The organism is Streptococcus mitis (assembly GCF_000722705.1).
Lineage (GTDB): Bacteria > Bacillota > Bacilli > Lactobacillales > Streptococcaceae > Streptococcus > Streptococcus mitis_P.
The window spans coordinates 22,535-44,698 of the sequence record NZ_JPFW01000005.1 but is presented as its reverse complement, the minus strand read 5'-3'; the positions used below and the strand labels follow the sequence as shown (position 1 = coordinate 44,698).

At 42.4% G+C, this 22,164-nt stretch carries 23 protein-coding genes, 1 pseudogene, 1 riboswitch and 2 other annotated features; of the genes and pseudogenes, 5 read left to right on the top strand and 19 right to left on the bottom strand.

Annotated elements, in window-relative coordinates; translation table 11 throughout:
• Positions 1-165: pseudogene (locus tag SK642_RS10465) on the bottom strand (ISL3 family transposase); the annotation flags it as partial.
• A gap of 411 nt (positions 166-576) precedes the next feature.
• Here SK642_RS10465 and SK642_RS02230 point away from each other — a divergent pair.
• Positions 577-1,386 (top strand): Cof-type HAD-IIB family hydrolase, encoded by an 810-nt coding sequence (locus SK642_RS02230; protein ID WP_033683185.1) that lies wholly within the window; start codon positions 577-579, stop codon positions 1,384-1,386.
• Positions 1,387-1,396: 10 nt separating this feature from the next.
• On the top strand, positions 1,397-2,341 hold the full coding sequence (locus SK642_RS02225) for a LacI family DNA-binding transcriptional regulator (RefSeq protein WP_033683181.1): 945 nt from the start codon (positions 1,397-1,399) through the stop codon (positions 2,339-2,341).
• A gap of 46 nt (positions 2,342-2,387) precedes the next feature.
• On the opposite strand, the gene SK642_RS02220 is transcribed toward SK642_RS02225, so the two are convergent.
• Positions 2,388-2,843 (bottom strand): GNAT family N-acetyltransferase, encoded by a 456-nt coding sequence (locus SK642_RS02220; RefSeq protein ID WP_033683180.1) that lies wholly within the window; start codon positions 2,841-2,843, stop codon positions 2,388-2,390.
• Between the two features lie 69 nt (positions 2,844-2,912).
• Here SK642_RS02220 and SK642_RS02215 point away from each other — a divergent pair, with 69 nt between their 5' ends.
• The gene (locus SK642_RS02215) at positions 2,913-3,572 is read left to right on the top strand and encodes a prepilin peptidase (protein WP_033683179.1); all 660 of its coding nucleotides are present in this window, start codon (positions 2,913-2,915) and stop codon (positions 3,570-3,572) included.
• On the opposite strand, the gene trpA is transcribed toward SK642_RS02215, so the two are convergent.
• From trpA to SK642_RS02125, 17 genes are all read right to left on the bottom strand, one after another.
• On the bottom strand, positions 3,544-4,320 hold the full coding sequence (gene trpA / locus SK642_RS02210) for a tryptophan synthase subunit alpha (RefSeq protein ID WP_033683178.1): 777 nt from the start codon (positions 4,318-4,320) through the stop codon (positions 3,544-3,546). The genes SK642_RS02215 and trpA overlap by 29 nt on opposite strands.
• A complete protein-coding gene (trpB, locus tag SK642_RS02205; RefSeq protein WP_000331265.1) occupies positions 4,313-5,536 on the bottom strand; it encodes a tryptophan synthase subunit beta in 1,224 nt (407 codons plus the stop codon). The genes trpA and trpB (SK642_RS02205) overlap by 8 nt, the downstream gene beginning before the upstream one ends.
• Complete coding sequence (locus SK642_RS02200; protein ID WP_033683177.1) at positions 5,514-6,113, bottom strand: phosphoribosylanthranilate isomerase; 600 nt, start codon at positions 6,111-6,113, stop codon at positions 5,514-5,516. Before SK642_RS02200 ends, trpB (SK642_RS02205) begins: the two co-directional genes overlap by 23 nt.
• On the bottom strand, positions 6,100-6,867 hold the full coding sequence (trpC, locus tag SK642_RS02195) for an indole-3-glycerol phosphate synthase TrpC (RefSeq protein WP_033683176.1): 768 nt from the start codon (positions 6,865-6,867) through the stop codon (positions 6,100-6,102). The genes SK642_RS02200 and trpC overlap by 14 nt, the downstream gene beginning before the upstream one ends.
• A complete protein-coding gene (trpD, locus tag SK642_RS02190; RefSeq protein WP_033683175.1) occupies positions 6,864-7,868 on the bottom strand; it encodes an anthranilate phosphoribosyltransferase in 1,005 nt (334 codons plus the stop codon). Before trpD ends, trpC begins: the two co-directional genes overlap by 4 nt.
• Before the next feature lie 10 nt (positions 7,869-7,878).
• Positions 7,879-8,445, bottom strand: a complete 567-nt coding sequence (locus SK642_RS02185) for an aminodeoxychorismate/anthranilate synthase component II (protein ID WP_033683174.1) — start codon at positions 8,443-8,445, stop codon at positions 7,879-7,881.
• A complete protein-coding gene (gene trpE / locus SK642_RS02180; protein ID WP_033683173.1) occupies positions 8,442-9,803 on the bottom strand; it encodes an anthranilate synthase component I in 1,362 nt (453 codons plus the stop codon). The genes SK642_RS02185 and trpE overlap by 4 nt, the downstream gene beginning before the upstream one ends.
• A 71-nt stretch (positions 9,804-9,874) precedes the next feature.
• Positions 9,875-10,106, bottom strand: a binding site (T-box leader).
• Positions 10,097-11,275, bottom strand: a complete 1,179-nt coding sequence (trpB, locus tag SK642_RS02170) for a tryptophan synthase subunit beta (protein WP_000208439.1) — start codon at positions 11,273-11,275, stop codon at positions 10,097-10,099. It overlaps the preceding feature by 10 nt.
• 162 nt (positions 11,276-11,437) lie before the next feature.
• Positions 11,438-11,668, bottom strand: a binding site (T-box leader).
• 34 nt (positions 11,669-11,702) lie between these two features.
• Complete coding sequence (locus SK642_RS02165; RefSeq protein WP_033683171.1) at positions 11,703-12,932, bottom strand: DegT/DnrJ/EryC1/StrS family aminotransferase; 1,230 nt, start codon at positions 12,930-12,932, stop codon at positions 11,703-11,705.
• 42 nt (positions 12,933-12,974) lie between these two features.
• On the bottom strand, positions 12,975-13,667 hold the full coding sequence (locus tag SK642_RS02160; protein ID WP_033683170.1) for a sugar transferase: 693 nt from the start codon (positions 13,665-13,667) through the stop codon (positions 12,975-12,977).
• A 130-nt stretch (positions 13,668-13,797) separates the two neighbouring features.
• Positions 13,798-15,540 carry an ABC transporter ATP-binding protein gene (locus tag SK642_RS02155; protein ID WP_033683169.1) on the bottom strand — a complete coding sequence of 581 codons (1,743 nt, stop codon included), beginning with the start codon at positions 15,538-15,540 and terminating at the stop codon, positions 13,798-13,800.
• Positions 15,530-17,275 (bottom strand): ABC transporter ATP-binding protein, encoded by a 1,746-nt coding sequence (locus SK642_RS02150; protein ID WP_033683168.1) that lies wholly within the window; start codon positions 17,273-17,275, stop codon positions 15,530-15,532. The genes SK642_RS02155 and SK642_RS02150 overlap by 11 nt, the downstream gene beginning before the upstream one ends.
• Positions 17,276-17,329: 54 nt before the next feature.
• The gene (locus tag SK642_RS02145; protein ID WP_033683167.1) at positions 17,330-17,965 is read right to left on the bottom strand and encodes a DUF421 domain-containing protein; all 636 of its coding nucleotides are present in this window, start codon (positions 17,963-17,965) and stop codon (positions 17,330-17,332) included.
• Positions 17,962-18,417 (bottom strand): DUF3290 family protein, encoded by a 456-nt coding sequence (locus SK642_RS02140; RefSeq protein ID WP_020900359.1) that lies wholly within the window; start codon positions 18,415-18,417, stop codon positions 17,962-17,964. The genes SK642_RS02145 and SK642_RS02140 overlap by 4 nt, the downstream gene beginning before the upstream one ends.
• 126 nt (positions 18,418-18,543) lie before the next feature.
• Positions 18,544-19,185, bottom strand: coding sequence for an SdpI family protein (locus SK642_RS02135; protein WP_080708902.1), 642 nt, complete (start codon positions 19,183-19,185; stop codon positions 18,544-18,546).
• Positions 19,166-19,453 carry an autorepressor SdpR family transcription factor gene (locus tag SK642_RS02130; RefSeq protein ID WP_033683166.1) on the bottom strand — a complete coding sequence of 96 codons (288 nt, stop codon included), beginning with the start codon at positions 19,451-19,453 and terminating at the stop codon, positions 19,166-19,168. The genes SK642_RS02135 and SK642_RS02130 overlap by 20 nt, the downstream gene beginning before the upstream one ends.
• Positions 19,437-20,336: a CPBP family intramembrane glutamic endopeptidase gene (locus SK642_RS02125; protein WP_033683165.1), complete on the bottom strand. Its 900-nt coding sequence runs from the start codon at positions 20,334-20,336 to the stop codon at positions 19,437-19,439. The genes SK642_RS02130 and SK642_RS02125 overlap by 17 nt, the downstream gene beginning before the upstream one ends.
• Positions 20,337-20,554: 218 nt before the next feature.
• Here SK642_RS02125 and SK642_RS02120 point away from each other — a divergent pair, with 218 nt between their 5' ends.
• Positions 20,555-21,382, top strand: a complete 828-nt coding sequence (locus SK642_RS02120; protein WP_033683164.1) for an exodeoxyribonuclease III — start codon at positions 20,555-20,557, stop codon at positions 21,380-21,382.
• A gap of 11 nt (positions 21,383-21,393) precedes the next feature.
• Entirely contained in the window at positions 21,394-21,780 is a 387-nt protein-coding gene (locus SK642_RS02115; RefSeq protein WP_033683162.1) for a bleomycin resistance protein, read from the top strand.
• A gap of 231 nt (positions 21,781-22,011) precedes the next feature.
• Positions 22,012-22,107, top strand: a riboswitch (purine riboswitch).
• Positions 22,108-22,164 lie beyond the last annotated feature (57 nt).

Sequence of the window (22,164 nt, the reverse complement as noted above, 5' to 3'; positions counted from 1 at the left end):
AAGTCATATTTCTTCATTTGACTTCTACAATCAGGGCAAGATGGGGCCTTCATAATCCAGTTTAGCGATGATTTCTTTGTGTGTATCCCTATTGATGATATCCATAAATTGGATATTTGGGTCTTTGATATCGAGTAGTTTTGTGATAAAATGTAATTGTTCCATATGAATCTTTCTAATGAGTTGTTTGGTCGCTTTTCATTATAGGTCATATGGGACTTTTTTTCTACACAAAAATAGGCTCCATAATATCTATAGGGGATTTACCCACTACAAATATTATAGAGCCTGGTTTCAAGGCTTTTTTTCGTATCTGTTCTACTTTTGTTCTACCAACGGATACTCACTTAAAATGTTTCGAATAATCGGATGTTCTTTTTCTTTCTTCTCTTTCAAAAGATGACTATATGTTTCTGTTACCTGTTTTATATTTTTGTGACCCATTACATGAGCAAGCAACCTACAGAGCAAGTTGGTCATCTAGGATTTATTTTCTCAAAAAACTTTGAAATTAAGCTTGACATGGAACGCGTTCCATGGTTTATACTGTTTTCAAAAGAAAGAGAGGTAAATATTATGAACATCAAACGTATTTTTTGTGACATGGATGGTACATTATTAAATAGTAAAGGACAGGTCAGTGATAGTAACGCAGCCTTGATCCGTGAAGCAGGAATTCCTATAACTTTGGTATCTGCTAGAGCACCAATGGAAATGAAGGATGCCATCGATGCTCTTCAACTGAAAGGAGTTCAAGTAGCTTTTAACGGAGGATTAATTTATACAATAGGAAATCATCATCAAGTTCAACCTATTCATGTACAAACTATTAAAAATAAAACAGTAAAACAGTTGTTAAGAGGAATACGCCAGCATTTTCCAAAAGTTAGTTTATCTTATTACGATATGAATAACTGGTATTGTGATAAAATAGATGTAGGAATCCTATACGAACAGAGTTTAACTCATCAAAATCCAACACTTATTGAGACTGAAGAACAGTTTTTAGAAGGCCGGGCAAATACTTTTAAAATTATGATGATTTCTTTTGATGAGGAAATGATTCGAGAATTAGAGAAGTATCTTCAAAGTTTATACTTACCCCAAATTACGATTCAACGTTCAGGTAAAGCATATCTTGAAATTACACATCTCTCAGCTAAAAAATCTAAGGGAATTGCTCATGTCCTTCGAAAAGAGCAGTTAGCTAAAGAAGAAACGGCTGCATTTGGTGATGGACATAATGATTTGCCTATGCTTGAAATGGTTGGTTACCCTATTGTGATGGATAATGCCTTTGATGACATCAAAGAGATAGCTTATAAAATAACGAAATCTAATGATGAAGATGGGGTAGGATATGGGATTCATGAATTTTTAAAGTAGGAGCCCAATAATGACAAGTATTAGTGATATAGCTAAAAAAGCAGGTGTGGCTAAATCAACAGTTTCTCGTGTTATCAATCACCATCCTTATGTTTCTGATGAAACACGACAAAAAGTTATGGATCTTATCGCTGAATTGGATTATATGCCTAATCAGCTGGCTCGGGATTTAAGTCGAGGAAAAACACAAAAAATAGGTGTCGTCATCCCACATACACGCCACCCTTATTTTACACAATTAATAAATGGCCTCCTAGATGCTGCTAAAGCTAGCGACTATCAACTTGTCATGATGCCTTCAGATTACAATCAAGAATTAGAAATTTCCTATCTGAAGCAACTCAAAATGGAAGCTATTGATGCTCTAATCTTCACTTCAAGAGCAATTAGCCTTGAGATTATTGAAACTTATGCAAAATATGGACGAATAGTCGTTTGTGAAAAATTGCAGGAATCTAATCTCTTGTCCTATGCTTACCTTGACCGCTACTCTTCATTTGTGGATGCTTTTTCTGCCATGAAAGCACGAGGGCTGAAACAGTTAGTATTGTTATTTTCCAGAAACAATGAATCATCTGCCACATATCAATCAGCACTATTAGCTTATCACCATGTTTATGGGCAACAATCGACTCCACATGCAGTATTTGGAAATATTCATGATTTTAATGATGGCCTGAACCTATCGTATCAATTGATAAACGATGCTCGTATTGACGGTATTTTAGCTACAAGCGATGAAGTTGCTGCGGGGCTTATAAAAGGATATGAAGAAAGTGGGAAAATATATCCCTATATGATTGGGCAGGAACATTTATTAGTTGGACAACTGTTGAAACTCCCAACCATAGACCACAAATCCTATTCTTTAGGAAAATTAGCTTTTAAACAAGCTTTAGCTGAAACAATTAGTCAAGAAGTTTTGATTTCAGAGTTTTTAGCGCAAGATAATTAGTTGCTAAAAGTAGTAAAAGTTTCCAATTCATATAGTTGGAAACTTTTTATCTACTCTTTTTCATGATGTATTTCCGTTCGGGTGACTCAATGATTTCTACGATTTCAAATCCTTCTTTTTGATAGAGGTGCTTGGCTGCTTGATTTGCCTCGAAGACATTTAGAGAAATAGTATCTATGTCTTCATTTTCAAAGGCCAAACTAACAAATTTCCTTAAAGCCTGGCTACCTAAGCCCTGACCCTGTTTCTGGGGATTGATAAAAAATCTCCCTATATGAAGATTCCTGTCTTCTAGCCTGATTTTCTGGACAAGCCCCACAAACTCTTGTCCTTCAAAGATTGAAAAAACTCCTTCTAAATCTTGCAAGGCTTGAAGGGTCAGTGGAAAAGGAATCTTTGGTCCCATCCATTGTTCTTGAAAAGCTTTGCCAAGGGAGTTGGACCATTGGCATACGAGCTGAGCGTTTTCTCTGCTCACCTTTTCTTCAAAACGAATTGTCATCTTGACCTCACCACCTTATCTATATTTCTCCATTATACTACTTCTCCTATTTTTTACGAATAGATAAGTATGATTGATATTTATTTTTTTCTTGTCGGGAGCATTATCGCTTCCTTTCTTGGTCTGGTCATTGACCGTTTTCCTGAGCAATCCATTATCCATCCGGCTAGTCACTGCGATGCCTGTCAGACTCGCTTGCGTCCGTTAGATTTGATTCCTATTCTCTCTCAAGTAATTGGTCGCTTTCGCTGTCACTACTGCAAGGCTCGCTATCCTGTCTGGTATGCCCTCTTTGAACTAGGCTTGGGACTTCTCTTTCTGACTTGGTCATGGGGCTGGATTTCCATAGGACAAGTCATCCTCATCACTGCTGGCTTGACCTTGGGCATCTACGACTTTCGCCATCAGGAATATCCCTTACTAGTCTGGATGACTTTCCACCTAATCCTAATGGTCTGCTCTGGCTGGAATCTGGTCATGGTCTTCTTCCTTATCCTTGGAATTTTGGCTCATTTTATCGATATCCGCATGGGCGCAGGGGATTTTCTCTTTCTAGCTTCTTGCGCTCTCGTATTTAGTGCGACTGAACTACTGATCTTGATTCAGTTCGCTTCTGCAACAGGCATCCTAGCCTTTCTCCTGCAAAAGAAAAAGGAAAGACTTCCTTTCGTGCCTTTCCTCTTACTCGCTGCTTGTTTGATTATTTTTGGTAAGCTACTGCTTGTTTGATAAAGTCCTCAATCGGCTCTCCTTGGTGGAGAGCTTTTACGATTTTCGAACCGACGATCACGCCATCTGACACCGCATTGAAACGTTCCACATCAGCTTGACTTGATACACCAAAACCTGTCAAGACTGGAATGTCAGCTACTTGATGCAATTGCGCCAAGTGCTTGTCCAAGTCTGCACGGTAATTTCCTGACTTCCCTGTCACCCCATTGATGGCAACGGCATAGACAAAGCCTTCTGCCCCTTCAATCAACTCTTTCTGTCGCTCAAGTCCTGTTGTCAAGCTAACTAGGGGAATCAAGGCAATATCTGTATCTGCCAAAAAGGGCTCCACAAAGTTGGCATGTTCATGAGGCAGGTCTGGGATAATCAAGCCCTTAACCGCTGTATCTGCCAAATCTTTGACAAATTTCTCAACACCGTACTGAAAAAGGGGGTTAAAGTAGGTCATAATGACCAGTGGAACTTCTGTTTGAATGGTTTTCAAGGTTTCAACCAAAGCCTGGGTAGAAGTCCCATGAGCTAGACTGCGCAAGCCTGCTTCTTCGATAACAGGTCCATCTGCAACAGGGTCTGAAAAGGGAATGCCCACTTCAATGGCAGAGACATTCAAATCTTCTAAAAAGTGGATTGTTTCAGCGAGTCCATCCAAACCTTTCTCGTGGTCTCCAGCCATGATATAGGGAACAAAAATTCCCTTTCCAGCTGCTTTGATAGCATTTAATTTTTCTGTTAATGTCTTAGGCATGAGCTTCTCCCTTCTTTGCTGCATCTGCTTCCAAGCGGTCTTTGACTTGGACCACATCCTTGTCCCCACGACCTGATAGGCAGACAATCATGGACTTATCTGGGCCGAGTTCTTTGGCCAATTTCACCGCAAAGGCAATGGCATGGCTAGATTCCAAGGCTGGGATAATCCCTTCCACACGAGACAAGAGTTGGAATCCTTCCAAAGCTTCCTCGTCTGTCACAGGAACATAGCTGGCACGTTTGATATCATGATAGTGAGAGTGTTCTGGACCGATACCAGGATAGTCCAAACCTGCTGAGATAGAGAAGGCTTCAAGAATTTGACCATGAGCATCTTGGAGCACATCCATGAGAGAACCGTGGAGGACACCTGGACGTCCCTTGGTCAAGGTCGCTGCGTGGTGCTCTGTATCCACACCAAGTCCTGCTGCCTCAGCCCCATACATGGCTACTGACTCATCTTCTACAAATGGATGGAAGAGACCAATGGCATTAGAACCACCACCGACACAGGCTACTAGGGCATCTGGTAAATCTTGGCCTGTCAAGTCACGGTACTGTTGTTTGGCTTCTCGACCGATGACACTTTGGAAGTCACGAACGATTTCTGGGAATGGATGAGGTCCTAAGGCAGAACCAAGGATATAGTGGGTATCATCGATATTTGCCACCCATGAACGAAGGGCTGCATTGACCGCGTCCTTGAGCACGCGCGAACCATCTGTCACGGCCTCGACCTTGGCACCCAAAAGCTCCATACGGAAGACATTGAGGGCTTGGCGTTTAACATCTTCCTCACCCATGTAGATGGTACATTCCATGTTAAAGAGGGCCGCAGCTGTTGCAGTTGCTACACCGTGCTGACCAGCACCAGTTTCAGCGATGATTTTCTTTTTGCCCATGCGTTTAGCCAGAAGAACTTGTCCCAAGGCATTGTTAATCTTGTGAGCCCCTGTATGGTTAAGGTCTTCCCGTTTGAGATAAATCTTGGCTCCGCCGATATGCTGGGTCAAGTTTTTTGCGTAGTAAAGAGGAGTTTCACGTCCCACATACTGGCGCAAAAGTTGGTTCAATTCCTCTTGGAAACTTGGGTCTGCCTGACTTTCACGATAAGCCTTCTCCAACTCCAAAACTGCCGTCATCAATGTTTCTGGGACAAAACGTCCGCCGAATTTTCCGTAAAATCCATCTTTATTTGGTTCTTGATATGCCATTCTTTGCCCTCTCTATAAATCTTCTAATCTTTTCCTGATCTTTTTGTCCATCTGTCTCCACTCCGCTCGATACATCGACTGCATAGGGAGTAAAGTGTTGAATTGCTTTTGCTACATTGTCTTCCTTAAGCCCACCTGCGATAAAAAATGGCTGAGCTAGTCCTGTCGTATCCAGTTGGCCCCAGTCAAAGGTCTGACCACTCCCTGCCACAGGGGCATCAAAGAGTAGATAATCTGCCTGAGAATTGGGGACATGACCCTCTCCATCCACCTGCACAGCCTGAATACTGGCACAAGGCAAATTCTCAAACAAATCATCTGCCACCTGACTGTGAACTTGAACCAAGTCCAATCCAACTTTTTCAATCGCTTCTAGCAATTCTGCCCGACTTGGTGAAACAAATACACCAACCTTTTTTACATCTGAAGGAATGAGCTTTGCCAGCTCGGCAGCCTCTTCCAAGGTCACCTGTCTCTTACTAGGTGCGAAGACAAAACCGATGTAGTCTGCTCCTGCTGAAACGGCTGTTTCCACCGCTTCTTTGGTAGATAGTCCACAAATCTTAACCTTTGTCAATCTGCAACTCCTTGATTCTCTGGGCTACATCCTCTGCCTGCATGAGAGCTGTTCCCACCAAAATTCCGTTAAAGTATGGTGCTACTCGTTCCGCATCCTGCCCTGTGAAAATAGCAGATTCAGAAATGTAATAGCGACCTTCTTCAAAGTGCTGGGCCAAATCTACACTGGTCTGCAAGTCGACTTCAAAGGTGGTCAAATTGCGATTATTAACCCCAATAATCTCAGCACCAAGTCTGTGGGCCACTTCTAGTTCAGCTAGATTGTGAGTCTCCACCAAGACTTCTAGACCAAGCTCTGTCGCGTAGTCGTAGAGTTCCTTGAGACGTTCTTCTGACAAGGCAGCCACAATGAGCAAGATAACTGTCGCACCGGCATTGCGAGCACGGATGATTTGCTTTTCATCGATAATAAAGTCCTTGTTGAGCGTCGGAATGTTTACCTGACTGGAAATCTCTCGTAGATAATCCAAATGTCCTTTAAAGAAAACCTCATCTGTTAAAACCGAAATCATCACTGCGCCATTTGCTTCATAAGTCTGGGCCTGTTGCACAATATCCACATCGAGATTGATATCTCCCAGACTAGGGCTAGCCTTCTTGACTTCAGCGATTACCTGTAAACGGTCTTTGTGTTGTTTTAGATAGTCAGCCAAGCGATAGGTCTGACGCAGGGGCTGGATTTCCTCCAGCTCCATCTGCTCAACCTCACGCGCCTTCTGCTCCAAAATTCGTGCTAAAAATTCCTGACTCATTTTTGGTACTCCTGTAACAGTCTGAGTTTTTCAAGGGCCTTGCCACTAGCAATCACTTGACGGGCCAAGGCAACTCCTTCCTTGATACTAGCTACCTTACTATTAGCATAGAAACCAAGACCAGCATTTAAGACTGTAGTTTCCAAGAATGGACTTGGTTCATTTTTAAGAACGCTAAGCAAAATTTCTGCATTTTCCTGAGCATTGCCACCACGGATATCTTCGATAGCGTAGCGTTCCATCCCCAGATCTTCTGGAGTAAAGCTTGACAAGGTGATTTCGCCATTTTCAAGAAGAGCAATCTTGGTTGTTCCGTTCAAGCCAGCTTCATCAAGACCTTCTGGTCCAGCAACCACGATGGCACGTTTGCGACCCATGTTTTTCAAAACCTGAGCTGTACTTTCTAGCAGTTCTGGACGACTAATCCCAAGAAGCTGAGTTTCCAAAGCCATTGGGTGAATAAGTGGACCAGTCAAGTTCATGATCGTTGGAATTCCTAGTTCCAAACGAGCTGGCATGATGTATTTCATGGCTGGGTGCATATTTTTAGCAAAGAGAAAGACGATGCCAGTTTTATCAAATACCTTACCTAGTTCAGCTGGTTTGAGGTCTAGATTGATACCCAAGGCTTCGAGGACATCCGCAGAACCAGATTTAGAAGAAATCGAACGGTTACCGTGCTTGGCCATGTGAACACCACCACCAGCCAAGACAAAGGCTGCAGTTGTCGAAATGTTAAAGCTGAAGGACTTGTCCCCACCTGTACCACAGTTGTCCATGGCATCATGAATCTCAGTTGGAATATGTTGAGCATGCCCTCTCATGACTTGGGCAATGGCAGTGCGTTCTTCAGGTGTTTCCCCCTTCATCTTAAGAGCCAAAAGGAGAGAAGCAATCTGTGCCTCTGTTACACGTCCAGTTACGATACGCTCAATGACGTCCGTCATTTCCACACCTGATAAATTTTCAAATTTTGCTAATTTTTCAATAATCTCTTTCATCCTAGTTTCCTCACTTTACAACCTTTTCGATAAAATTCCGAATAGAAGACAAGCCATCTGGCGTTCCGATACTTTCTGGATGGTACTGGAAGCCATAAATTGGAAGTGTTTTGTGTTGAATTCCCATAATGGCCTGGTCATCAGTCGAACGAGCTGTCACTTCAAAGTCTTCTGGCATTTCTTCAATCAAAATACTATGGTAACGCATGACCGCACGGTCATCCTCAATGCCTTGATACAAAACAGATGGCGCTTCAAAGCTGATATTGCTCTGTTTCCCATGCATGACTTTTGGTGCCAAGCCTAACTTCCCACCAAAGACTTCTGCGATGGCTTGGTGACCCAAACAAATCCCTAGAATCGGTTTCTTGCCTGCAAAGTCACGAATCATATCTTCCATCTTTCCAGCATCAACTGGCCAACCAGGACCAGGAGAAAAGACCAGACCATCTGCTTTTTCAGCTTCTTCATACAGCTTAGGATCATCATTTCTCAAGACCTGCACTTCTGCAAAATTCCCAATGTACTGCGCCAAGTTATAGGTAAAAGAATCATAGTTGTCAATCAATAAAATCATAGTCTTAGTTCTCCAATTCTAGTCATAGATTTAGCCTTGTTAATGGTTTCCTGGTATTCGTTTTTTGCGATAGAGTCATAGACAATCCCTGCCCCAGCCTGCACATAGGCTGTTTGATTTTTGAGAATCATAGTTCGGATGGCAATGGCGAAGTCCATATCACCCGTCGCAGACAAGTAGCCAATTGCTCCTGCGTATACACCCCGTTTTTCCGTTTCCAGTTCATAGATGCGTCTCATAGCTCGAATCTTTGGTGCTCCTGAAACTGTTCCAGCTGGAAGTGTTGATTTCAAGGCATCCATAGCAGTGAGTTCTGGAAGCAAACGCCCTTTCACCACACTGGTCAAATGCATAACATAGCGGAAGAGCTCCACTTCCATATACTTGGTGACTTGGACACTGGCCGTTTCAGAGATGCGGCCGATATCATTGCGTCCCAAGTCTACCAACATCCGATGTTCTGCTGTTTCCTTCTCATCAGAGAGGAGGTCTGTTGCCAAGGTCTTATCCTCTTCATCCGTAGCTCCTCTTGGTCGTGTACCTGCAATCGGATTGGTTGTCACGATGCCATTTTTAACTGAAACCAAACTTTCAGGACTAGCTCCGATGATTTGATAACCCCCAAAGTCATAGAAATAGAGGTAATTAGATGGATTGGTCACGCGAAGATTTCTGTAGAAGTCAAATGGATTGCCAGTAACTTCTGCTGAGAAGCGTTGACTGAGTACACATTGGAACATATCCCCGTTACGAATCAAGTCACGAGCGGTTTCCACCATTTCTTCAAACTTCTGAGGGGCAATATGCGGTTTGAAGTCCAGCGGAGATAAATCCAAGTCTTCAAATTCATTTGGAGCAGGGATGCGTAATTCCTCAAGCACTTGGTTCAAGGCTTTTTCCAAGTCTTCTTGACTGCGATTGCTATAAAGAGCATCCTCGATAACATGGATTTTTTCCTTCTTGTGGTCAAAAACCATGTAGCTCTCATAAACAAAGAAATGTATGTCTGGCGTTCCAATTGTATCCTCAGGGATTTGACCGATTTCTTCATAAAGAGAAATCATATCGTAACCGACAAAGCCAATAGCTCCCCCACCAAAAGGTAGATCTGAATGGTGCTGGCTCTTATGAGTCACTTCATAAAGGAAATCCAAAGGATCCCGATCAATCACTTGACCATTTTGATAAAGTACCCCATTTTCAAACTTAATCTCAAAAACAGGATTATAGGCTAAGATAGAAAAACGAGCGGTTTCCTTGTCTCTCGGAATACTCTCTAAGATAACCTTGTGTTGCCCCTTTAGGCGCATATAAGCCAAGATTGGTGATAAGACATCTCCATGAATGATTCGTTCCATTGTAATTTCCCTTTCAGTTCTACTTCTAGTCCGTGGCGACTGTATGAAAAATCCCCACGCAAAATAACTTGCGTGAGGACGAAATTCGCGGTGCCACCTCAATTATAGGATTTCTCCTATCTCTCATTCCTGTCTCAGATACCTCCTGTAACAGGCTGTGCGATAAAGGGCACTCCCTTGAGAATTATGTTTTCTTCTCTCGTTTCAGATGGACCCAACCTTACAACTTTCTCTGCTTGTTTCCAGCAACCACAAGCTCTCTGTGAGAGAAAGGACTGTAATTTTTCCATCTATTATTTTTTAGCTTCTAGGTAGTCTGCAATTGCAGCTACGTCCTTGTCTCCACGACCAGAGACATTGATGATGATAATGTCGTCTTTACTTAGTTTTGGTGCACGTTTAACCGCTTCTGCGATAGCGTGCGAACTTTCAATCGCTGGGATAATTCCTTCTGTCTTGCTTAGAAGGAGCAGGGCTTGAACAGCTTCTTCATCTGTCGCTGCCACATATTCCACGCGACCAGAATCTTTAAAGTAGGCGTGTTCTGGGCCAACCCCTGGATAGTCCAAACCAGCTGAGATAGAGTAAACTGGAGCCAGCTCTCCATCTTCCTTAAAGACTGCATAGGTCTTCATACCGTCGACAATTCCGATACTACCTTTTGTCATAGTAGCTGCGTGCTTGTCTGTATCAAGTCCATGACCAGCAGCTTCGACCCCAACCAATTTGACTTCTTCATCAGCCACATATTGTGAAAAAGCACCGATAGCATTGGAACCACCACCTACACAGGCAATAACGTAGTCTGGTAAACGACCTTCTTTTTCTAAGATTTGACGACGAGATTCTTCACTGATGACCTTTTGGAACTCATGAACAATTGTAGGATAAGGATGAGGGCCTACGGCAGATCCCAAAACGTAGAAGGCTTCAAGGTCATTCATCCATGCTCCAAAGGCTGCATCAACCGCATCCTTAAGGGTACGAGTCCCTGTTTCAACTGCGTGAACAGTTGCTCCCATCATCTCCATTCGGAAGACATTGAGACGTTGACGTTCCACATCCTCTGCCCCCATGTAGACATCACAGGCCATACCAAACTTGGCTGCAGCCGCTGCTGTCGCAACACCATGTTGACCAGCTCCTGTTTCTGCGATCACTCGTTTTTTGCCCATACGTTTAGCAAGAAGAATTTGTCCTAAAACGTTATTAAGCTTGTGAGAACCCAGATGGTTAAGATCTTCGCGCTTGAGATAAATCTTAGCGCCACCTAGGTGGTCTGTCAAACTTTCCGCAAAATAGAGCGGTGTTTCGCGACCTGAATAGTCTTTTAAGTAATGGCGAAACTCTGCCAAAAACTCTGGATCATCCTTGTACTTGTCAAATGTCACTTCCAACTCATCCAACAAAGCCTGAATCGGCTCCGGTACAAAACTACCACCAAATTGTCCAAAATAACCTTTAGTTGTCATAAAAATTTTCCTCTTTCCGTATGAATCCGGCCTTTTTGTTTGCTTTTAGTAGTAGGCAAGGAGCTGCAGATAGAACTCAAGTTCATCAAAGCGACTTAACGCCCTAATAAAAGATAAACAAAATGACGGATAGAAAAACGCCCACACACAGAATTAAATCCGTGTGAGGGCGTTAGTAACGCGGTGCCACCTCAATTATAAAGGGACTATCCCCTTTACATCTCTACCTTGTCTAACAACAAGTTGCACTGTAAGGTGTGCGCACCGAATTTTCATTGTTTCAAATTCATTTTTAAAATCAGCCCACTTTCACTACTTCCAACCACCTGTTCACAATCACCACAGGCTCCCTGAAGATCAAAAATAGTTACTTTTCTGATTTATTGAACTTATTTTAATACTTTGTTTTTTCTTTGTCAAGACTTTTTTACGATTTTTTTGATAAAGTTAGCACTTTTTCAGAAACTGTTTTGAAAGTCTCAATGATATAGTCCACTTCTTCATCGCTTAATTTAGTGTGAAGAGGAAGGGTAATTTCATTTTCAAAGAAGGCATAGGCTCTTGGATAATCTGCCATATCAAAACCAAGATTCTTATAGGCTGTCAAGAGCGGAAGCGGTTTGTAGTGGACGTTACTTGCAATTCCTGCTTTGGCCAATTCTTGGATGATGAGGTTGCGTTCTTCTAAACTTGCTCCTTCTACATGGGTGATGTAGAGGTGGCGTGAAGATTCGACACTATCAGTCTTGTGTGCCAATGGACGAATGCAAGAACCTGCAAAACCACGATCATAACGGTCCACGATGTCTTTACGACGCTCTAGCAAACCAGGGTAACGGTCCAATTGTACCAAACCAAGCGAAGCCATGATATCAGTCATATTGCACTTGTAGGCTGGTGTGACGATATCGTACTCCCATGAGCCCAGTTGCATCTTGGCAAGAGCATCCTTAGTTTGACCATGAAGGGAAAGGATTTGGAATTCCTTGTACATCTCTTCGTCATCAATCGCTGGATTGGCTTTCCAAGTCGCACTTCCTCCCTCCGCAGTTGTAAAGTTCTTAACTGCGTGGAATGAGAAGGAAGTAAAGTCGGCGATTGATCCAGCTGGTTGTCCTTTATAAGTAGACCCCAAAGCGTGGGCACTATCAGAAACAATCACGATACGGTTAAAGGCTTTTTGCCACTTGCTTGCAGCAGTAAAGAGGTCACGTTTTTTCTCCACGACTTGGAGCAAACGATCATAGTCGCAAACAATCCCCGCAAGCTCTACTGGGATGATCACCTTGGTTTTTTCAGTGATAGCTTGCTCAAGCAAGTCATAGTCCATCTCAAAAGTATCTGCTTGAATATCCACCATGACAGGGGTTGCTCCTACGTGTGTGATGACACTACATGAAGCTGTATAGGTCATGGCTGGAACGATAACCTCATCACCAGGTCCAACTTCCAAGACGCGCAAAATCAACTCAAGCGCGGCTGTCGCAGAATTGAGGCAGACAGTCTTAGGTGTCTGTGTATATTGAGACAAGCGACGCTCTAGTTCTTTTGTCTTTGGACCAGTTGTAATCCAACCAGAACGCAGGGTATCCGCTACTTCAGCAATTTCTGCTTCTGTGATATCGGGTGGTGAAAATGGAATATTGTAATTTGGCATCGATTTGCTCCTTTTATCTGTACTCATTTTCTCATGACTACTTTATTTTAGCACTTCAAACACGGTTTGAAACATGATTTTGATGTCTCCAAGGAAACTAAACTCTCGGATATAGGCGAGATTATAGCGCATCTTTTCAGGAAGAACATGTTCTACATAGGCTTGATCAACTGACAGACCTTTTTCAGTCATTTGACTGATGATGCTGTCCTCATCCTTGTAGTTGATGCTGGCTGGAGAGGTAATCCCTGCTGGCAAAAGCAAGGTCGCCATCATTTCAGGGCTATACTGTTCTGTATAACGTGGCACTTCAGGACGTGTACCGACAAAGGACATTTCGCCTTTAAGGACATTGACCAACTGAGGCAGTTCGTCCAAACGCACACGGCGGATGAAATTTCCAACCTTGGTAATACGGCTGTCGTTAGCAGAAGTTACCAGACTCCCTTTTTTATCCGCATCCGTCACCATGGTACGGAACTTCCAAATCTTGAACCGACGGTTGTACTGGGTCACGCGCTCTTGTTTGTAAATCACTGGCCCCTTGCTATCCAACTTGATCCAAATGCTCAAGATGAGAAAGATGGGAGAGGTCAGAACCAGTACAACCAAGGCCAAAACCCAGTCCAAGCAACGCTTGAAAATCAGCGAACCCTTCCTTTTAGAGACAAGCTGGTAGTAAGACTCAACCTCGCTTGATTTCATTTCCACGGGCAAGTCTTCCCATTTCAGCATGCTGTTTCTCCTTTGTTTTTATTATACTATTTGTCAACATTTTTCATTATACCACAAAATGGAAAAGGCGGTGAAAGAAATCTGTAATTTGAAGGATTTCATTCTCATACTCAATGAAAATCAAAGAATATTAGGCCATGGCCCCTGCCTGCAAGCTATACATCTTGTGATAGGTTCCTCCCAAGGCCAAGAGTTCCTCATGGGTTCCACTCTCGATAATGCGTCCTTTATCCAAAACATAGATACAGTTGGCATCTTGGATGGTAGAAAGACGGTGGGCAATGGCAATGGTTGTCCGCCCCTGTCTCATCTTCGCCAGAGAAGCTTGAACCATACTTTCTGTTTCAGAGTCAATATTGGCAGTCGCTTCATCCAAAATCAGGATTTTAGGCTGACTAGCGACTGTTCTGGCAAAAGCAAGAAGCTGGCGTTGACCAGTTGAAAAGCTCGAACCACGCTCAGACACAGGTGCATCATATCCCTGTGGAAGTTCTTGGATAAAGGAATCTGCATCGACAAAGGTAGCCGCAGCCTGAACCTCTTCGTCACTGAGATCTTGGTACATGGCGATATTGGACTTGATGGTTCCATGATAGAGGAAGGGGTCTTGCAAGACCAGCCCGATGTTTTTTCTCAGCTCTTCCTGACTGAAATCCCTGATATCCACACCATCCAAGAGGACCCACCCTGACTGAAATTCATAAAAGCGCATGAGGACATTGATAATGGAAGATTTCCCCGAGCCTGTATGCCCCACAAAAGCAATGGTCTCACCCTTGTTAACGGAAAAGGAAATATCATCCAGAATCTGGTGCTTGCCATCATAAGAGAAACACACATGTTCAAAACGGATATTGCCTTCTTGGACTTTGGCTTGCCCATCTTTTTGAAAAGGTTCATAGATCTTCTCGTCAATCAAGGCAAATACACGCCCTGCAGATACCATGGACGTTTGAAGGGTTGAAAAGTTTTGCGTCACCTCGATCAAGGGATCAAAGAGGCGATTGATGTACTGGATAAAGGCATACATAGTTCCGGCCGTTATCCCGATAGAAAGACCACGGTAGCCAAAATAGGCCATCAAGACAGCATAACCCATAAGTTTCAGTAAACTCATGGCAGGTCTCAAAAAGAGGGCATCCAAGGCTACAGAACGATTGGCATAGACCAAGTGTTCTTGGTTGATTTCATCAAATTCTGCCTGCAGGCGCCTCTCTTGATTAAAGGCCTGGATTATCCTGATTCCCTCAATATTCTCTGCCAGCTTACTATTGATATCCGACAAGAGACTTCTAGTTTTTTCGATAATCTTGACTGACTTTTTCCGATAGAGATTGACCAAAAGGAAAATCAAGGGGAGAAAGAACAAGACTAAGGTTGTCAAACGAAAATCCAACACCAACATGGTATAAAGGGTTGTCAGAAAGATGAAAACTGCTGAGATAAAGCTGGATAAAATCCCCGAAAACATATCGCTGATGGTTTCGGTATCATTGGTCAAACGAGAGACGATGGAGCCTGCTGGCGTCTTGTCAAAATAAGACATGCCTAGTTTCTCCATATTGGCAAAGGCATCGCGACGAATATCCCTAACAATACTGTAAGACACGCGCGCAAAGAGAAGATTGCCGACATACTGAACTAGAGTTTGTAGGATATAAAGGCCATAGTAGGCCAGTAAAACGGTAACGGCCAGTTGGTTAAGATTGCTGAGGTACTGGTCGATAAAGTGGGAGGCCACAAGAGGAATAACACTTTTAATGACTGTCGTTGCTAGGAGAAAACTGAGTGCCAAAAAAGTCAGGAGTCCATAAGGTTTGAGATAGGACATCAAGCGCTTCAATACAGCCCATTGTTCTCGTTTATTCTGCATCTTCTTCTCCTTTCATTTCCAACTGCTGAGACTGGTAGGTTTGGGCATACCAGCCATCCAGAGCTAGCAAGTCATCGTGTGTGCCCCGTTCGATGATTTGGCCATTTTGCAGAACCAAAATCAAATCTGCATGGACAACTGCACTGAGGCGATGAGCTGTGATAATGGTTGTCTTGTCCTTGCGCGTTTCCTTGAGGTTGTCGATAATCGCATACTCTGTCTTAGCATCCACGGCGGACAAGGAATCATCTAAAATCAAGATATCGGGGTCTAAAATCATAGCCCGACTCATGGCCAAACGTTGTTTTTGTCCACCCGATAAGCTGACCCCTTTTTCACCGATAATGGTATTAAATCCCTGAGGCATCTCTGTAATATCTTGATAGACTTGAGCAAGCTTCGTCGCTTCTACCACTTGTGGAACTGTTAAACTTGGATTTCCAAAACGAACATTCTCGAGGATAGAAGTCGCAAAGAGAAACTGGTCCTGAGGAACATATCCCATGAGACTGCGAAGGTCTGTCAGACGATAGTCCCGAATATCATGACCGTTTAGGTAAATAGCACCCTTATCCACATCGTATTCACGCAAGAGGAGTTTAATCAAGGATGTTTTCCCAGAGCCTGTCTGTCCGACCAAGCCCAGAGTTTGCCCTTTTTCCAAACTAAAGTGAATATCCGTCAGTGTCTCCTCATTTTCAAAGGCAAAACGATCAATGGCGTACTCCAAGCATCCATTTTCAATACCATCTAAAGGAAACTCTGGATCTTGTACAGGTGATTGCTGAGACAAAAGTTCCTCAATCCGCTGGTAAGAAACCTTCCCTCGCTGGGTGATATTAAAGAGGAATCCGATGGCCATAAGAGGCCAGACCAACATATCCAAGTAACTGATAAAGGTGACCAGATTTCCGACTGTAATCTGCCCTTTCTGAACCATCAAGGAGCCAAACAAGAGGGTTAAAACATAGGAGGAACCAACAAACAAGAGAACCATGGGGTCAAAGAGACTATCGTATTTCATGGTTTGGAGGTTCTTTTGGAAGGTCAATTCATTGACCGCCTGGAAAGACTTCAACTCGTCCGCCTGGTATCCGAAAGACTTGGTCACTTTGATACCTGATACGGACTCCTGCACCTTGTTATTGAGTTCAGAAAAGGCAGTCTGTGATTCGCCAAAGGCCTTATGTGTCTTTCTACCTAAACGACTGGTCGCATAAGCCATGAAAGGTAAGGGAAGAATGGCAACCAAGGTCATCTGCCAGGAAATGCTAAAGAGCATGGTCATCAAGGTCACCAGCGCCGTGATAGAGGCATCCACGGCAGACATAACACCGCCACCTGCTAAACGCGTTAGGGCATTGATATCATTGGTTGCGTGCGCCATCAGGTCCCCCGTCCGATAGGTCTGATAAAAAGCTGGAGACATTTTTGTAAAATGCTCAAATAAGCGAGAGCGCATAATCTGTCCCAAACGGTAGGAAGTCCCGAGGATATACATACGCCAAACATAGCGCAGATAGTACATACCAAAGGCTGCAAGAAGCAAGTAAAATAGGTCAAGAAGGAGATCATGTTGGGTTAATTGTCCCGATGTGATAGCATCAATAACCCGCCCCATAACCATAGGTGGAATAAGATTTAGAGCGGAAACCAAGACCAGGGCCACAATTCCGACTAGATAACGGCGTTTTTCTAACTTGAAAAACCACCAAAGTTTTTGAATAATGGACATAAAATCCCTTTCTGATTGCAAATGGAAACCTGAGGCCAAGACCCCAGGTTTTTCTTATTCATAGGTTACGACTGTGACCGCACCCTTGTCATACTCAGCGATAAAGATGTTAGCTACATTGTCATGCCCTTGCTTGCTGAGATTATCAAGCAGCCAGTCTTCGCTACGGCCAATCGATTCCAAGACATCGACTTGGATCACACCGTCAGTCACAACTGGATACTTAGGATTTTCATCTCCCATTTGGACCACGATGAGTTGGCCATTTTGCTCCTGCACAGCTCGTTTAACTTGCTTCATCTGGAAAATTCCTTGGCTACGAAGTTTGAGAGCAACATCTGCCGCAGACAAACCAACTGAACGACAGGCTTCTGGGTCAATCTGCCCATTTTTGATGAGCAGAGTCGGTTTACCATCAATCAAGCGTTTGACAAAACGAACATTGTTATTGAGCCACTTGAGGGTCAAGACCAAAATCGTCCACATCATCAAAATCACTGCATACTGGAGAATACTGATAGAACTATTGTAAATCACCCCACCGATGATACCACCGAGAACATAGTTCTGAATTTGGTCTGTCGCAGAGTTAGGTGCTAGGTTCCCCTTTCCTGTCACATTGATAACAAAAACCAGCGAGAAGAGCCCCAAGGCCAGTTTGATTAAAATTTCCATATAATTGAGTGTCATTTGTTTACCTCCACCAATTCAATAGCGTCTGTTTGATGCAATTCTAATTTCTCTAAAAGATACTTGTCTGGTTGGCTCCCGTTCATGGCACGATAGACATTTGAACCTACCTTGACAAGCGCTCCATCAGTGGCTGCAGAAGTATTGACATAAACTTCTGATTTATCCACTCCCAAGTCTTTGGAAACAACCTCTATGAAATGAAGTGAAGTTTGAAATTGGTTGTTAGAGGCTTGATTGGTCTGGTATTTTGAAATTGTCACCAAAAGCATGGCCACTAAGGTCAAGGCCAAAATCATGACCAATTCCCGAAACTTAGTCCCCTTTTTATCTCGATAGGCCTTAAAAGCAAAAAATCCTGTGATAGCTAGGAGAACAATTCCAAAGCCAATCATGATGCCATTTTGTTGACTGATTTGGCTAAGCACATAGTCATATGAGTAAAATTTCATTTATTTTCACTCCCTTTCATAAAATCATTCTTCATTATAAACGAAAGAGAGTGATTTTTCAAGCCATACGTTGGGGAAATAGACTTATCAGACCAATTTCTCTAACTAATGACTCAAATACCTGTTTCAAGATTCTAATTTTGATAATTGATAAGAATAGACACTAGGAATTATCACTACAAAGAAAAGTGTCAAGAAGAATACCCAGTAAACATATAGTTGTACAAAGGAATTTAGAAACAATAACAATCCTCCTAACACCCAAATTTTTCCAGCTAATCGATGTGTTTTTCTCCAGTTTTTATCACTCTCCAAGGTCCACGGAAGTCGAATACCGATTATATAATTTCGGTGTGTTTTTGGTAGATAATTTCCAATTACGATCATAACGACTCCCATAAAAATCTGAGCTAGTAGCCCACTCATCATGGAATAACCCAAAGATTCTCCAAAGATAGAAATCATTAATAGACAAGATACAAAAGGAATAATCCAGTAAATCAAAACTTGTATTTTTGAACTGATATTGCTAGATTTAGGATCCTTAATCATTAAAAATAGAAGCAACCAATGCATCAAAAGCATGAGAGTAGGTAATCCAAAGATAGCAGACATTTTATGATTGTAGCCATCTGCTTGACCCAGTAGATTAAAATGAGTGGGTATCTCCTCTGGTAATTGATTCCAGAAAACACAACCTACAAGGGAAGGTAGTAGGATGAGAATGCTCGTAAATAATACCAATTTCTTATTGACTTTTATCTTCATCAAAATGATCTCCTTTCAGATCTGCTAACCAAACCATTATATCCTCTAAAACCGATGTATTTAACTCATAATAAATAAAGTTTTTTTCTTTCATTTCATGAATCAAATCCGCTGCTTTCAAAATCGTGAGATGATGTGAAATAGTTGCACTAGTCAACTCGAATTGACTGGCAATTTCTCCTGCAGGTAATCTACCTGTTTTGAGTAAATTCAAAATCTCTCTCCTAACTGGATGAGATAAGGCTTTAAAGCTATTTGCAAAACTCATAATGACTCCTTTCCCTTTGTAATATTAGTAGGGCTAGGACTAAGCAAGGTAGAACTGATAGCATTCCTGTCGGTGGTGGGCCTAAAATCAAGAGGCTTGAAACTTTTTCTCCTGGTAATTGAAAGAGTGAACCAATACCTGCAGTTGCATTGATTGCCCCATGAAATAGGGCAGAAGCCCAGATAGAACCTGTCTTTTCCAACAACCAGCTCAACAATATTCCTACGCTAAAACAAAATAGAAACATGGCGACAACTCCCAAAACAGGATAAGCAAAATAAGATAGTCCATAATTATAGCCTTGCAAATTGATTGGTAGATGCCAAAGACTCCAAATGAGACCAAGCAAGACATGAGTATGGACTATTGAAAAGCGTCCTCTTAGAGCTGGGTAAAGATAGCAACGCCAACCAATTTCCTCTCCCAATGCAAAGAAACTATTAAGAAAAGGAGCGTAGGTCAAACTAGCTAGGATTTGAATCAAGACCAAGGAAGATAAGGGAATGGCTGATTGAGAGACACCTTTTTCTTGTAAGATGGCTTGAATAGATTCAAAATCAAGGCTGAAATTGCTAGGGAATACAAGAAAATAAAGTCCTGCTCCTAAAAAACTGATGACTGCTGGTAACCAGATAGCTAGTAAGTAAAAGCGCCAGTTACTCTTGAGATTCACGACTAATTTAGATTTGATTCCACTAGGTTGATTCGTGATTTTCCCTAAGAGAAAGACTGCAAGCGCAGGCATCCACATGGCTACAATACTAGCAAGCTGACTCCATGGAGAATTTAGACCAACACCACTTAGCCATAGTGCCAGCCATATTATCCAAGCAAGGGAATAAGCCAAGACCACAAAAAGAAGGATTGTTCTCTTATTTGACATATATGTACACTTCGCTTTCTATTTAGATGTTTTTCTAAATAACATTATACACCTTTCCATTCTAAATACAAGAACTATTTAGATTTTTTTCAAAATAGTTTCAAGAGTTTTTGTTTTCTAAGGATAGAATATAAAGAATAAGTTTCCAAACTAGAAACTCGCTGGCTTTACTTTTTTTTGATAAAATATAAGAAATACATCTAGAAAAGGTACATACTATGAAACTCATCTCATGGAATATTGATTCCCTCAACGCAGCCCTAACTAGTGACTCAGCTCGCGCGAAATTGTCCCAAGAAGTCCTACAAACCTTGGTCGCTGAAAATGCTGATATCATCGCTATCCAAGAAACCAAGCTTTCTGCCAAGGGTCCTACAAAGAAACACTTGGAAATTTTAGAGGAACTCTTCCCAGGCTACGAAAATACGTGGCGCTCTTCCCAAGAACCTGCCCGCAAAGGCTATGCTGGTACTATGTTCCTCTATAAGAAAGAACTCACACCCACTATCAGATTCCCAGAAATCGGTGCTCCTTCTACCATGGACTTGGAAGGTCGTATCATCACTCTAGAATTTGATGAATTTTTCGTTACCCAAGTTTACACACCAAATGCTGGCGATGGTCTCAAACGCTTGGAAGAACGTCAAGTCTGGGATGTCAAATATGCAGAGTACTTGGCTGAACTAGACAAAGAAAAACCAGTCCTTGCGACTGGTGACTACAACGTAGCCCACAATGAAATCGACCTTGCAAACCCTGCCAGCAACCGCCGTTCACCAGGATTTACCGACGAGGAGCGTGCTGGATTTACCAACCTTTTGGCAACTGGATTTACCGACACCTTCCGTCATGTTCATGGCAATGTTCCAGAACGCTACACTTGGTGGGCACAACGTAGCAAGACTTCTAAAATCAACAATACAGGCTGGAGAATCGACTACTGGCTGACAAGCAACCGCGTGGCTGACAAGGTGACCAAGTCTGATATGATTGACTCCGGTGCGCGCCAAGACCACACACCCATTGTCTTGGAGATTGAACTCTAAGGAGAAAACGAATGGACTATCAAGCTGTCATTCCTGAATTTGTAGTATCTGACATCGAAAAATCACGCCACTTCTACTGCGACCTGCTAGGATTCTCTGTCGAATACGAGCGTCCAGAGGAGAAATTTCTCTTCTTCTCGCTTGAAGACTGCCAACTTATGCTAGAAGAAGGCAGCGTAGAAGAATTAGCTCAGCTGACCTATCCTTTCGGACGCGGTGTCAATCTCTCCTTTGGCATAAAGGATGTTCCAAAACTCTATCAAAAAGTGATGGAGGCAAACTATCCTATTTATCGTCCCTTAACCAAAAGAAAATTTCGTGTTGGGGATCACTATATCTATCCTCATGAATTTGCAGTTTTGGATCCAGATGGCTATTTTTTAAGATTTAGCGAGTAGAATAATAGAGACTGGGTAAAGTCTTTAAAGTTAGAAAAAGGCATATTGTCAGGTCTTGAAAAATCTTGATAATATGCCTTTCATGATGGAAAAATCTTCTAAACGTTAGCCAATAACTGATTTTTTACCCATTTTTATTATATATGTTCGTTTTTTAAGTAAAATACTAACAAAACATTTGATTTCTAAAGCTATTTAGTGTAAAATAAAAACATTAGCTCAAGCCTATTTAAAATTGAATATCGTTTTACTTGTTTATGTCGTGAATTGGCACGACGTTTCTACAAGGTGCCGGAACACCTAACAATAAGTAAGTCAGAAGTGAGGTATGGTCTTTTTTGCCATGCCTATTTTGGGGACTTACTTAGAGATTAAGTAGGTCCT

What these genes read in the sequence shown, in the direction of transcription:
- SK642_RS02230 (WP_033683185.1), top strand. Translation starts at nt 577, where the DNA reads ATGAACATCAAACGTATTTTTTGTGACATGGATGGTACATTATTAAAT.
- SK642_RS02225 (WP_033683181.1), top strand. Translation starts at nt 1,397, where the DNA reads ATGACAAGTATTAGTGATATAGCTAAAAAAGCAGGTGTGGCTAAATCA.
- SK642_RS02220 (WP_033683180.1), bottom strand. Translation starts at nt 2,843, where the DNA reads ATGACAATTCGTTTTGAAGAAAAGGTGAGCAGAGAAAACGCTCAGCTC.
- SK642_RS02215 (WP_033683179.1), top strand. Translation starts at nt 2,913, where the DNA reads ATGATTGATATTTATTTTTTTCTTGTCGGGAGCATTATCGCTTCCTTT.
- trpA (WP_033683178.1), bottom strand. Translation starts at nt 4,320, where the DNA reads ATGCCTAAGACATTAACAGAAAAATTAAATGCTATCAAAGCAGCTGGA.
- trpB (WP_000331265.1), bottom strand. Translation starts at nt 5,536, where the DNA reads ATGGCATATCAAGAACCAAATAAAGATGGATTTTACGGAAAATTCGGC.
- trpC (WP_033683176.1), bottom strand. Translation starts at nt 6,867, where the DNA reads ATGAGTCAGGAATTTTTAGCACGAATTTTGGAGCAGAAGGCGCGTGAG.
- trpD (WP_033683175.1), bottom strand. Translation starts at nt 7,868, where the DNA reads ATGAAAGAGATTATTGAAAAATTAGCAAAATTTGAAAATTTATCAGGT.
- SK642_RS02185 (WP_033683174.1), bottom strand. Translation starts at nt 8,445, where the DNA reads ATGATTTTATTGATTGACAACTATGATTCTTTTACCTATAACTTGGCG.
- trpE (WP_033683173.1), bottom strand. Translation starts at nt 9,803, where the DNA reads ATGGAACGAATCATTCATGGAGATGTCTTATCACCAATCTTGGCTTAT.
- trpB (WP_000208439.1), bottom strand. Translation starts at nt 11,275, where the DNA reads ATGACAACTAAAGGTTATTTTGGACAATTTGGTGGTAGTTTTGTACCG.
- SK642_RS02165 (WP_033683171.1), bottom strand. Translation starts at nt 12,932, where the DNA reads ATGCCAAATTACAATATTCCATTTTCACCACCCGATATCACAGAAGCA.
- SK642_RS02160 (WP_033683170.1), bottom strand. Translation starts at nt 13,667, where the DNA reads ATGCTGAAATGGGAAGACTTGCCCGTGGAAATGAAATCAAGCGAGGTT.
- SK642_RS02155 (WP_033683169.1), bottom strand. Translation starts at nt 15,540, where the DNA reads ATGCAGAATAAACGAGAACAATGGGCTGTATTGAAGCGCTTGATGTCC.
- SK642_RS02150 (WP_033683168.1), bottom strand. Translation starts at nt 17,275, where the DNA reads ATGTCCATTATTCAAAAACTTTGGTGGTTTTTCAAGTTAGAAAAACGC.
- SK642_RS02145 (WP_033683167.1), bottom strand. Translation starts at nt 17,965, where the DNA reads ATGACACTCAATTATATGGAAATTTTAATCAAACTGGCCTTGGGGCTC.
- SK642_RS02140 (WP_020900359.1), bottom strand. Translation starts at nt 18,417, where the DNA reads ATGAAATTTTACTCATATGACTATGTGCTTAGCCAAATCAGTCAACAA.
- SK642_RS02135 (WP_080708902.1), bottom strand. Translation starts at nt 19,185, where the DNA reads ATGAAGATAAAAGTCAATAAGAAATTGGTATTATTTACGAGCATTCTC.
- SK642_RS02130 (WP_033683166.1), bottom strand. Translation starts at nt 19,453, where the DNA reads ATGAGTTTTGCAAATAGCTTTAAAGCCTTATCTCATCCAGTTAGGAGA.
- SK642_RS02125 (WP_033683165.1), bottom strand. Translation starts at nt 20,336, where the DNA reads ATGTCAAATAAGAGAACAATCCTTCTTTTTGTGGTCTTGGCTTATTCC.
- SK642_RS02120 (WP_033683164.1), top strand. Translation starts at nt 20,555, where the DNA reads ATGAAACTCATCTCATGGAATATTGATTCCCTCAACGCAGCCCTAACT.
- SK642_RS02115 (WP_033683162.1), top strand. Translation starts at nt 21,394, where the DNA reads ATGGACTATCAAGCTGTCATTCCTGAATTTGTAGTATCTGACATCGAA.